The sequence below is a fragment of the Prevotella sp. 885 genome, from assembly GCF_002265625.1.
Classification (GTDB): Bacteria; Bacteroidota; Bacteroidia; order Bacteroidales; family Bacteroidaceae; genus Prevotella.
The window spans coordinates 56,497-68,761 of record NZ_NOVE01000015.1 but is presented as its reverse complement, the minus strand read 5'-3'; the positions used below and the strand labels follow the sequence as shown (position 1 = coordinate 68,761).

General features: G+C 51.3%; 9 protein-coding genes. 6 read left to right on the top strand and 3 right to left on the bottom strand.

Annotation, left to right across the window (positions count from 1 at the left end):
* Positions 1-251: 251 nt before the first annotated feature.
* The gene (gene lpxB, locus CHL74_RS06705) at positions 252-1,385 is read right to left on the bottom strand and encodes a lipid-A-disaccharide synthase (RefSeq protein WP_094880395.1); all 1,134 of its coding nucleotides are present in this window, start codon (positions 1,383-1,385) and stop codon (positions 252-254) included.
* Positions 1,386-1,389: 4 nt separating this feature from the next.
* Positions 1,390-2,151 (bottom strand): 5'/3'-nucleotidase SurE, encoded by a 762-nt coding sequence (gene surE, locus CHL74_RS06700; RefSeq protein WP_094880394.1) that lies wholly within the window; start codon positions 2,149-2,151, stop codon positions 1,390-1,392.
* Between the two features lie 99 nt (positions 2,152-2,250).
* Between surE and CHL74_RS06695 the strand changes: the two genes are divergently transcribed.
* The 5 genes from CHL74_RS06695 to CHL74_RS06675 all read left to right on the top strand — a co-directional run bounded on the left by CHL74_RS06695 (position 2,251) and on the right by CHL74_RS06675 (position 8,512).
* A complete protein-coding gene (locus tag CHL74_RS06695) occupies positions 2,251-3,051 on the top strand; it encodes a ParA family protein (protein ID WP_094880393.1) in 801 nt (266 codons plus the stop codon).
* A gap of 19 nt (positions 3,052-3,070) precedes the next feature.
* Entirely contained in the window at positions 3,071-3,997 is a 927-nt protein-coding gene (locus CHL74_RS06690; protein ID WP_094880392.1) for a ParB/RepB/Spo0J family partition protein, read from the top strand.
* Positions 3,998-4,041: 44 nt separating this feature from the next.
* Positions 4,042-4,746 carry a DUF5683 domain-containing protein gene (locus tag CHL74_RS06685; RefSeq protein ID WP_441339043.1) on the top strand — a complete coding sequence of 235 codons (705 nt, stop codon included), beginning with the start codon at positions 4,042-4,044 and terminating at the stop codon, positions 4,744-4,746.
* 69 nt (positions 4,747-4,815) lie between these two features.
* A complete protein-coding gene (locus CHL74_RS06680; RefSeq protein ID WP_094880390.1) occupies positions 4,816-6,168 on the top strand; it encodes a lytic transglycosylase domain-containing protein in 1,353 nt (450 codons plus the stop codon).
* Positions 6,169-6,244: 76 nt separating this feature from the next.
* On the top strand, positions 6,245-8,512 hold the full coding sequence (locus CHL74_RS06675; RefSeq protein ID WP_094880389.1) for a RelA/SpoT family protein: 2,268 nt from the start codon (positions 6,245-6,247) through the stop codon (positions 8,510-8,512).
* A 285-nt stretch (positions 8,513-8,797) separates the two neighbouring features.
* Here the strand turns inward: CHL74_RS06675 and CHL74_RS06670 are convergent, their stop codons facing one another.
* Positions 8,798-10,972 carry a family 20 glycosylhydrolase gene (locus CHL74_RS06670; RefSeq protein WP_094880388.1) on the bottom strand — a complete coding sequence of 725 codons (2,175 nt, stop codon included), beginning with the start codon at positions 10,970-10,972 and terminating at the stop codon, positions 8,798-8,800.
* Positions 10,973-11,222: 250 nt separating this feature from the next.
* Here CHL74_RS06670 and CHL74_RS06665 point away from each other — a divergent pair, with 250 nt between their 5' ends.
* A complete protein-coding gene (locus tag CHL74_RS06665; protein WP_141241259.1) occupies positions 11,223-11,825 on the top strand; it encodes a hypothetical protein in 603 nt (200 codons plus the stop codon).
* Positions 11,826-12,265: the final 440 nt, after the last annotated feature.

The following is a 12,265-nucleotide window of genomic DNA, read 5'->3' as shown; positions in this document are numbered from 1 at the left end:
ACTTTACCTTTTTGTTACCTTGTGTTTTTTATGTTTTTCCTTTTGTTGGCACAGTGATGCTCCAGCATCACTCATGATATCGTTTGGAGGATGGGTGTCGAGAGCAACGCTCTCGTAAATCCCATTCGCCAAACGATACCATGAACCCGAAGGGTGTGACAACAAAAGGTATGTGGAGAAAGGTTTTTGTCAAAGCCCTGCCTAACACAGTTGCCTCGCTGATAAATTCCTGTTTATCGCTACTGCTTTTTTTACTTCACCAAATCGTAAATAATATGTGCGGCAGACTCTGACGGGCTGTCGCCACCGATCTTGCGGCGCACGTCCTCGTAGCCGTCGAGCATGCGCTGGCGGGCTTCGCCGTCGGGAAGGAGGAGGGCGAGCTGCTTGGCGATGTTGTCCGTGGAGAATGTGTCTGCCACGAGTTCTGTAACCACCTCACGGTCTGCTATAAGATTGACGAGCGACACGTACTTCACCTTCAGCACGTAACGGCGGCAGAACGCCACCAGTTTAGGCATCGCCATCCTATAGCATACCACCTGCGGCACGCCGAAGAGAGCGGTCTCAAGCGTGGCTGTGCCACTCGTTACGGCAGCGCAACGGGCGTGTGACAGCAGGGCGTACGTGTCGTGATGGACGAGGCTGACTCCGGTTCCCGAGATGAAGCGGTCGTAGAAGTCGGGCTCTATGCCCGGAGCGCCTGCCAATACCATCTGGTAGTCTTCGAAGCGTCGCGCCGCCTCAATCATTGACGGCAGGTTGTTCTGAATCTCGGCACGTCGGCTACCGGCTAACAAGGCAATGACAGGCTTGCTGCTGAGACCGTGTCGCTTGGCGAAATCGTCGAACGACTCCTTATATCCCGCACGAAATTCTTCCACCTCTTCCGCCGTAGGATTGCCCACGTAATGGATGGGGTAGTGGTGTTTCTGCTCGAAGAAGGGCACCTCGAAGGGCAGGATGGAAAACATCTCGTCTACGTCGCGCTTGATGCGCTTGATGCGCCATTCCTTCCATGCCCAGATCTTCGGCGAGATGTAGTAATAGACGGGAATGCGCGTATGCGAGTGGATGTATTTGGCTATGTCGAGATTGAATCCCGGATAGTCAACGAGGATGACCACGTCGGGCTGCCATTCCACGATGTCGCGCTTACACAAAGCCATGTTGCGTAGGATGGTGGGCAGATGCAGCAGCACGGGTATGATGCCCATGAAGGCAAGGTCGCGGTAGTGCTTGACGCACGTGCCGCCCACGGCAGCCATCAGGTCGCCGCCGAAGAAGCGAAACTCAGCGTCGTCGTCCACCTTGCTGAGCGCTGCCATAAGACGCGAGGCATGCAGGTCGCCCGAAGCCTCGCCAGCTATCAGGTAATATTTCATGTTCTTATAATTCGTAATTCTTCAGAAAGTCATAGTCGGTGACGTCAATGCGTGTCGGCGTAATCGCCACGTAGCCATGTCGTAGCGCCCACGTGTCCGTGTCGTCTGCTTCCGGCTCGTCGGAGCGGTATTGTCCCGTCATCCAGTAGTAGTCGTGTCCGTGCGGATGGCGTCTCTTGTCGCACTCGTTAAACCACGTGCCCTTTCCCATTCGGCACATCTTCACGCCTTCAAACGTCTGAGCCTTAGGGAAGTTGACGTTTAGGCACACGCCCTGCGGCAGTCCCTTGCTGAGCACCTTGCTGACGATGTCGCGTACGTAGGGAGTGAGCGGGGAGAAGTCGGCGTCTGCAGCGAAGTCGCAGAGCGAGAATCCTATGGAAGGCACATACTTCATGCAGCCCTCAATAACGATGCCCATCGTGCCGCTGTAGTGTACGTTCACCGACGAATTGTCGCCGTGATTGATGCCGCCTATGATCATGTCGGGCATGCGGTCCTTGAAGAACTCGACGAGTGCCACCTTCACGCAGTCCACCGGTGTGCCGTTGCAGGAATACACCTCCAGCCCCTCTTCCTTGCGTCGCTGTGTCAGGCGTAGAGGCACCGAAGAGGTGAAGGCTGTGGCAAATCCCGACCTTGCGGAATCGGGAGCACATACCAGAATGTCGCACATGTCGCGGAGCATATCCACAAGCGAATTGATGCCTTTGGCCTGATAGCCGTCATCGTTCGAAATAAGTATTAACGGTCTTTTATTATTCATAAATTTGACTATAATTCGCTTGCAAAAGTACGAAAAAAGGTTTAAACGGGCAGTATGTCGCATAAAATATGTAACTTTGCCAAATAATTTTGGACAGAAATGGGAAAGATAATAGCACTCGCCAACCAAAAGGGTGGCGTCGGTAAGACAACGACAACAATAAACCTCGCGGCATCGCTTGCCACACTGGAAAAGACCGTACTTGTGGTCGACGCAGACCCTCAGGCTAACGCCTCAAGCGGACTCGGAATAGACCTTAACGAAATCGACTGCTCACTCTACGAATGCATCATCGACCAGGCTGACGTCCACGACGCCGTATACACAACGGACATCAACGGACTGGACATCATTCCGAGCCATATCGACCTTGTGGGAGCTGAGATAGAGATGCTCAACATCAAAAACCGCGAGCGTGTGGTGAAGAATATGCTGGAACAGATAAGGGATGACTACGACTACATACTCATCGACTGCAGCCCGTCGCTCGGACTGATCACCGTGAACGCGCTTACAGCTGCCGACTCGGTGATAATACCCGTGCAGTGCGAGTATTTCGCGCTTGAGGGAATCACGAAGCTGCTCAATACCATCAAGATTATCAAAAGCAAGCTCAATCCGTCACTCGAGATTGAGGGATTCCTGCTCACGATGTTTGACAGCCGCCTCCGACTCGCCAATCAGATTTACGACGAGGTGAAGCGACACTTCCAGGAACTGGTATTCAAGACCGTCATACAGCGTAACGTCAAGCTGAGCGAAAGCCCGGGACACGGCATTCCGGTCATCCTCTATGATGCCGACTCGGTGGGATCGAAGAACCACATGGCTCTCGCCAAGGAGATTATCAATAAGAACGCCACGCGCGACAATGCAGCCGACAATACGGCTAACGACTAAAAAACAATAACAGACAACAATGGCCGTACATAAGAAATACAGCAGAAACGTACTCGGACGCGGACTTGACGACATCGACGGAGGCAAGGGACTGGACGCCCTCTTCGACAACGCCGGTGCACGCACCGAGGGAACGTCAACCATAAACGAGATACCGCTCTCGCAGATTGAGGCTAACCCCAACCAGCCAAGACGCGAGTTTGACGCCATAGCGCTGGAAGAACTGGCGGCAAGCATTCGCGAGATTGGCATCATACAGCCCATCACGCTGCGTCAGATAGCCGACGAACGTTATCAGATCATCGCCGGCGAAAGACGCTGGAGGGCTTCGCAGATAGCCGGACTAAGCGCCATACCGGCTTACATCCGAACCATCAAGGACGAGAACGTCATGGAAATGGCGCTCATCGAGAACATACAGCGTGAGGACCTCAACGCCATAGAGATAGCTCTGGCTTACGAGCATCTCCTCGACGCGGAGGGAATGACGCAGGAGAAGGTGTCTGAGCGCGTCGGAAAGAGCCGCACCGCCATCACCAATTATCTCCGACTGCTACGTCTGCCCGCCCAGGTGCAGATAGCTCTGCAGAAGAGAGAGATAGACATGGGACACGCCAGAGCGCTGCTTGCCGTGGAGTCGCCGTCGTTGCAGATAAAGCTGTTCAACGAGGTGATAAAGAACGGCTACTCCGTACGCAAAGTGGAGGAGATGGCACAGATGCTCAAGAACGGAGAGGACGTGGACAGCGGAAAGAAGAAGATTGTGGCTAAGGCAAAGCTGCCGGAAGAGTATAACGCTCTCAGAAGCCACCTCTCGGACTTCCTGCAGACCAAGGTGCAGATGACATGCTCGCCGAAGGGAAAAGGAAAAATCACCATTCCCTTTGCCAACGAGGAGGAACTGGAGCGCATTATGAGCGCCTTCGACAAAATGAAACAACAGTGAAAAATAACATAACGTCACATATATTGCAGTCGCTGCTCGTGTGCATGGCCCTGTGTCTTGCATCGCCGGCAGCCGCACAGAAGGAAGAGGTGTCAGCCGACAGCGTCAGCCTTACACATGCCGTCTCGGACAGCGTCGTCATTAACCGCGCCGTCTATGAGGACAGCGTGGTGGACGGTCGTATCTTTATGGCAGACACCCTTAAAAACGTGCGGCCAAAACGCAATTGGGCCACATGGCGACCGAACGCCAAGAGGGCGATGTGGCTTGCCATCGTGCTGCCGGGTGCAGGACAGATATACAACCGCAAGTACTGGAAGCTGCCGTTCGTCTACGGCGGCTTCGTGGGTTGCGCTTACGCCATGCGATGGAACAATCAGATGTTCCGCGACTATTCGCAGGCTTACATGGACATCATGGACGATGATCCGAACACGCAGAGCTACAACCAGTTTCTGCATCTCGGAGCAAAGATCGACTCTTCCAACATCGATCGTTACCAACGGCTCTTCAAGAACCGTAAGGACAAGTTCCGCAGATGGAGAGACCTTAGCTTCTTCTGCCTTGTCGGCGTTTACGCCATATCCATCATTGACGCATACGTTGACGCGTCATTGTCAGAGTTCGACATCTCGAAGGACCTCAGTCTGAGAGTGGAGCCGACAATCATCAACCGCAGCAACAACGGCCTGCAGACCAATCCTCTACGCGACAACAGTCTGGGAGTGAGCTGTAGCCTCAATTTCTGAGAACATAAGGCGTTCTCGATTACAAGCAACATAAACATACAGAAACGACATACACATTTATATATATAGATGAAAAAGACATTAATATTGATAGCAACAGCGCTTCTCACATTCTCTAACCCCATCTTCGCGCAGAGCGACGACAAAGAGATAACGGTGACGGACGCTGAAGGAAAGAAGGAAATTATAGACCTGCCAGAGGGACTGACGCAAGACTATGACAGTCTGCTCAGCGCTTACAACCACAAGACTTACCTCAAAGCCAGCACGGACTGCAACATGATGGACATCAATCCTGTATACGACAAGGAAGTATACAAGGAGCGTCTTAGCCGCATTCCGTCGGTTATGGAAATGCCGTATAACGACATCGTTCAGGTGTTTATCGACCGTTATAGCGGTCGTCTGCGCCATTCGGTCAGCGCCATGCTCGGTGCACAGAACTTCTACATGCCCATATTCGAGCAGGCTCTCGAGATGTACGGACTGCCGTTGGAGCTGAAGTATCTGCCGGTTATCGAGTCGGCGCTCAATCCTAATGCCGTTTCGCGCGTGGGTGCCACCGGTCTGTGGCAGTTTATGATCACCACCGGCAAGCATTACGGACTGGAGGTAAATTCGCTCGTGGACGAACGTCGCGACCCCGTGCGTGCGTCGTATGCAGCAGCGCAGTACCTTCGCGACCTCTATCGCATATTCGGCGACTGGAATTTGGTGATTGCCGCATACAACTGTGGTCCGGAGACCATCAACAAGGCCATCCACCGCTCGAAGGGCGAGACCGACTACTGGAAGATTTATCCCTACCTTCCGAAGGAGACACGTGGATATGTGCCGGCATTCATCGCCGCCAACTACATCATGAACTACTATTGCGAGCACAATATCTGCCCGATGGAGACCGAACTGCCTTCGAAGACAGACACCGTCATGGTTAACCGTGACGTACACTTCGAGCAGGTGGCTAACGTGCTCGGCATCGATGTGGACCAGATAAAGCAGCTCAATCCGCAGTATAGACGCAACATCGTCAACGGATCGTCAAAGCCTTCCGCATTGCGTCTGCCGCAGATGCTCGTCAACGACTTCATCGACAAGGAGGACTCCATTTATGCCTACAACGCCGACGCTCTCCTGTCGAAGCGTAAGGAGGTGGAGGTCAACAGCGACGCTCCCTCTTACTCGTCACGCCCCACACGCCAGTATAGCAGCTCTTCACGCTCCACATACTCTTCACGCTCCACACGCTCTTCACGTAAAAAGAAGAACAAAAAAGAACGCTCAAAGAACGTGACAATCCGACAGGGTGATACGCTCTCGGAGATAGCAAAGCGTAACGGAACTACCGTAAAAAAGCTCAAGAAACTCAATAAAATCAGCGGCAGCAACATACGCGCAGGCAAGAAGCTTCGCATAAAGTAACGGCTCGGACGTTAGTAGCCGCTAAACTACCATACCTTACAGAAATCATCACGCCAATTTATAGGAGACTCTGATCATGGATGACATTAAAGAGAAAGAACTGCAGCGCGAAGCCGCTGACGACAAGTTGATAGAGGCAGCCTTCAAAGGAATGCTTGACATTTATCTGGCATCGCCACACCGCAAGAAGGTGGACATCATAACCAAGGCGTTCAACTTCGCCAAGCAGGCGCACAAAGGTGTGCGCAGACTCTCAGGCGAACCTTACATCATGCACCCCATTGCCGTCGCACGCATCGCCGTGGAGGAGATGGGACTGGGAAGCACCAGTATTTGCGCCGCCCTGTTGCATGACGTCGTGGAGGACACGGACTATACCGTCGAGGACATAGAGAACATTTTTGGAGAGAAGGTGGCTATGATTGTTGACGGACTGACGAAGATTTCTGGAGGCATATTTGATGATCATAAGTCGGCACAGGCTGAGAACTTCAAGAAGCTGCTCCTCACGATGAGCGACGACATCCGCGTAATCCTCATCAAGATTTGCGACCGTCTGCACAATATGCGCACGCTGGAGTCGCAGCCTGCCAACAAGCAGTATAAGATAGCGGGCGAGACATTATATATTTATGCTCCGCTTGCCAACCGCCTTGGTCTTAACAAGATAAAGACAGAGCTGGAAGACCTCTCTTTCCGCTACGAACATCCGGAGGAGTATGCCTACATCAAGTCGAAGCTGGCTGACACACAGGCACAGCGCGATGTGCTCTTCGAGTCTTTCACAAAGCCCATCAGAGCCATCCTTGATGACATGGGGCTGAAATACGAAATAAAGGCACGCGTGAAGAGTCCATACTCGATATGGAACAAGATGCAGAACAAGCATGTCACCTTCGAGGAGATATATGACATCCTCGCCGTGCGAATCATCTATACGCCGAAGGTTCGCTCGGAGGAGATAAACGAATGCTTCAAGATATATGTGGCTATAAACCAGATATACAAGTCGCATCCCGACCGTCTGCGCGACTGGGTGAACCACCCGAAAGCCAACGGCTATCAGGCTTTGCACGTCACATTGATGTCGAAGCAGGGCAAGTGGATAGAGGTGCAGATACGTTCTGACCACATGGACGAGGTGGCTGAGCAGGGCTTTGCCGCACACTGGAAATATAAGGAGGGCGAGACGGAGGTTGTCGATGACGACTCTGAGCTGAACAACTGGCTCTCCACCATCAAGGAGATTCTTGACGATCCGCAGCCGGACGCCATGGACTTCCTCGACACCATCAAGCTGAATCTCTTCGCCAACGAGATTTTCGTATTCACACCGAAGGGCGAAATCAAGACTATGCCGGCAGGATGTACGGTGCTCGACTTCGCTTTCCAGATACATACATTCCTCGGCTCGCACTGTATAGGTGCGAAGGTAAATCATAAGCTGGTGCCTCTCAGCCATCGCCTTAACAGCGGTGACCAGGTGGAGGTGCTGTCATCCAACTCTCAGCACGTGCAGGCGTCATGGATAAACTTCGTGTCCACGGCTAAGGCAAAGGGCAAGATTACTGCCATTCTGCGCCGTAACAACCGCGAACTGCAGAAGCGCGGTGAGCAGATTCTGGACGACTGGCTTGTAAAGAACGAGCTGGAGATGACCACTCCCGTCCTTAACAAGCTCTGCGACCTGCATGAGATGAAGAACAATGAGGCTCTCTTCCTCGCCATCGGCAAGCGCACCATATTGCTTGGCGATAACGACCTCGACGAATTGCGCAGCAAGAAGGCTGAGAACACGGGAGGCGGCTGGCGAAAGTTCGTGCCTTTCTTCTCGCATAACGACAAGAAAGACGATACGAAGCGCAGCTTCTTCATAGTAGGAGAGGGCTTCAACAAGAAGAAGCCGGTGATTATAAATGAGGAGAACATCTCCACGTTTGTCTTTCCGCAGTGCTGTCATCCGATACCGGGTGACGACATCCTCGGATATATCGACAACAAGAACCGCATAGAAATTCACCGTCGCGACTGTGCCGTGGCTTCCAAGCTTAAGACCAGTTTCGGCAATCGCATCCTCGATGCCAAGTGGGACATGCACAAGGTGATGTTCTTCGACGCCACCGTTCAGATTTCGGGCATCGACCGCAAGCGTATGCTTCACGATGTGGCAGAGGTAATCTCTGACAAGCTGGACGTCAACATCCATCGCGTTACCATTTCCAGCGATGAGGGCATCTTCAACGGCACCATCGAACTGCGTGTACACGACCGCAGCGAAGTGCGCATCATAATGGATGAGTTGCGTAAGATTGAGGACATAAAGGAAGTGCTGCAGATTCTCTAAGCGGCATTTAAGAATAACGAAATAGGAGTTACGAGTTAAGGTTATCCACAACCATAATTCGTAACTCCTATTTTTTTGTTTATCTCAGCGATAAATTGCAGTTTATTTAGTTGAGAGTTGAGAATGGAGAGTTGAGAGTTATGATATGTATGATAGTTAATCATATTGATTATAATATACTTAATAAGGTAATCATCGCTCGGCTTTGCCGCTTGCCTTAGCAAGAACTCTCAAATTTCAAATCTCAACTCTCAACTTCGTTAGATAAATTCCTGTTTACCGCTCTTAGTATTCCAAGCTTGCGGTCACTCCGCGTCTCATCATATCCTTCATAGTAGGCTTCAGTCGCTTTACGAAGCCTTCCCATGAGCGAACGTTGGCTGTGCTCCATCCTACCTCCGCCAGTGCTATTGCACGCGGGTAAGCCTGATAGCTGATGCGCTCGGGAGTGTTGATGCACTCGCTCCAGAGAGTGCCGGCCACACCGAAGAGATTGTTCTTCTCAAACTCTGCTCCCATTCCCCAAGCCGGATCAAGGGCGTAAGCGTCCTTCAGAGAAGTTACGGGCATTCCCCAGTTCACCTCAGGCATGTCGCCCTTCGCCATCGGATAGTCGAAGTAGCAGTGCTCACCGGGGCACAGCATGATGCGTGCGTTGTTTCGTACGGCAGCGTCAAGCGCCTCCTTTGTCTGTCCGCTACGCCATGCGAATGTCACGCAGCCGGGCTGTATCTCCTTGAAGTCAGACTCATACCAGAACATCGGAGTCTTGTGATAAGTGTCGCGAAGAAGCTCTATTATGCGATCGAAGAGGTAGCCCTGCAGCTTCCAGTTCTCCGAACGGTCCGTCGACGGGATGCCGAGCTTTCGCTTCAGCGCCTTACACTTCGGGCAGTCTGTCCAGCAGTCGAGAGCGGGATTGCCAGCTTCGTCGCCACCAAGATGGATATATTTTGACGGGAAGATGTCTGTTATCTCCTTGAATACGTTGCCGAGGAACTCGTATGTGAAGTCGTTACCGGGGCAAAGTAGCTCGTTGGAAACGCCGCAAGTGGTGCGGACGGGCACCTGACGCTGATGGCAGGTAAGCTCAGGGAAGACGCTGATGGCAGCCACCTCATGTCCCGGCATCTCTATTTCTGGCACTATTTCCACGTGATACGTAGCGGCATACTTCACCAGTTCGCGCATCTGTTCCTGGGTATAATAGCCCTTGTATGGCGCGAGCATGTCGTCCTGACCCCATCGTGAGGAAGCCAGCTCTGTGAGTTGCGGATACTTCTTTATCTCTATACGCCATGCCTGGTCATCCACGAGGTGCAGATGGAGGGCGTTGAGCTTATAGCGTGCCATCTCTGGGATGAACGCTTTCAGATCATCGAAGGGGATGAAGGTACGTGCAGGGTCGACCATCAGCTCACGTACATGGGTGCGGGGAGCGTCCTTTATGGTGAGTTGCGGGATGATGTCCACGCATTCCTTGTTGCCGCTGCCGCGCAGAATCTGGTCTAAAGTCATCAGTCCCCAGAACACGCCCTGCGCTGTCTTGCCCTTAATGGTTACGCCCTTAGCGTTCACAGCCAGCGTGTAAGCCTCGTTGTCAGTGAGAGTCTGGTCGAGCGAAAGGTTGAGCACGATGCCGCGCTGTCTGCTGTTGACGATGTTGCCGATGCGCTCTGTGAGCATACGGCGAGCCTGATTCTGCTCGTTCTGCAGCCCTTCAGCTGCCACGATGTTCCATGCTGTCTGCACGTCCATGCCCTTAGCGCCCTTCATCACGTTCATCTCCATAGGATACGGCGCAAGACACATGGAAGGGTCGCTCACCTCTTTGGCTGTTTTCGGCTCGGCGAAGAAGCGGCTCCAACCAGGTGCTTTCTTATATGCAGCCTCTGCGCCCTTCGGAACAATCAGCTTCACCTGCGAACGATTGATGCCATAGAATGTAGATACGTCTGCACGAGGCGGCACCTTTGAGTTCACCTTGACAGTCTTCAGACCCTCAAGACGTGCGAAAGCGTACTCGCCAAGCACCGGAGTGCCCTCTATTACGATGCTCTCCAAGCCCTTACAGCCCGAGAAGGCAGCCTCTCCGATGCTTGTGACGGAAGCGGGGATGGTTATCTCCTGCAACTTATCGCAAGCAAAGAACGCCTGCGACTCTATGGTCTTGAGGATTTTCGGGAGCTTGATGCGCTCCAGCTGGTGACGTGAATGAAACGCGTTCTTCGGCAGACCGGTGCTGTTGGCATCGCTGAGATCGAGGTCGCGGAGTTGGAAGCAGAGGTCGCGGAGCTGACGATAGTCGCTGTTTCCCTCCGTAGTCAGTTCGCCGGTAAGCTTGAGACTCACCGCCATAGCCTTCGTTTCGGGCTTCATGTCGCTCATCTTGGCAACGGTTTGCGCCGAAAGAGCAGCCGACACGATGGCAGCCGCTGAAAGTAGAAAGATTCTTTTCATTAGTTTTTTCGGTATAATAATATTAATAAAGATTTCCATATACTTAACAAAGTTAAGACCTTTTCGGGGGTTGAGCAAATTTTTTTTACTAAATGACAAACATGTTCGGATATTTTTAGTACATTTGCATCAGACTTATAATGAAAATATGGGAATAATAAGCCCCAATACTAATCTGATACAGAAATAATCAACTACTGCTTTTATAGTATATTTTCTAAACTTATAATGTATTCTAAATTCTTAGCTTATGAAGACGATTAAATTATTCATGCTATTATTATGTAGCATTTTCTCTTCCGTACTTCTCGGTTCGTGTAGTGCAGAGGATGAAATCAGTAACAAACAGGATGAGGTGAAAGCCGTCCTTGAAGTGGGACGCAATTCTTACTCATTCGGCAATGCCTATTGGGCATGCAAGAAAGACGGCAGTCGCAATGACGGAGACAGTCTGTACGACTGCGAACTGGAATTCTTCTCCTTCGACTATTATCGCACTATTGCTACGGGCAAGAGCCACATGCCATCCAGGTTCTCCTTTATGGTTATCTCCTTCAAGTCAGATGTAAAGCTGGAGGAGCTGACGTCTATGACCGTTAAAGGCGGCGAATGGAGCATGCAGGGCGCCATCAATATGCCAAAAGGCAATGGCGAAAGCGAATATTATCTGGCTGAGGCGGGCGACAAACCCAACAGCGACCTCATGATAGAGCGTTACGGCGACACCTTCACCATCACCATTAACCGCCTCTTTGTCGACTTTGAACGCGGCAACGACCACTCCTGGTTCATCATCGAAAATCCCTTTGTGTTCACGGGAAGCGTGACGAAAGTGCCCGAAAGATATCAGTAAAACATACAAAGTATACCTCCATTCTTTTTTGACTTGTGTCAACAAAAGGCTGTAAAGGTATACTTTTTTGTTAATATGTTTGCGTACACAATCTGCAAATAGTATCTTTGCAGCGTAAAAAGAAACATAAATACACAGGATAACATAACGGAGCCTCTTAAGCTTGTGAAGGTTTTGGCTCAGATAACGGATTTACAAATTAATTAAAAGAAAGGTAAAAAGATTATGGTAACAATGTTGATTTTGGCCATCGTAGCAATAACAATTGCACAGGCCGTAAGTATGGGTAAGAAGATTGACATGAAGTAAGGATAACTTCGGTTAGTCAGACACAAACTACCCTTCTTCTTTCGAGGAAAGAAAATTTGGTAAGTTGTTAAAATATTGGCAGCGGTTCGCTCTTGGGCGGACCGCTGCTTTTTTTTATTTAAGGCTAATAA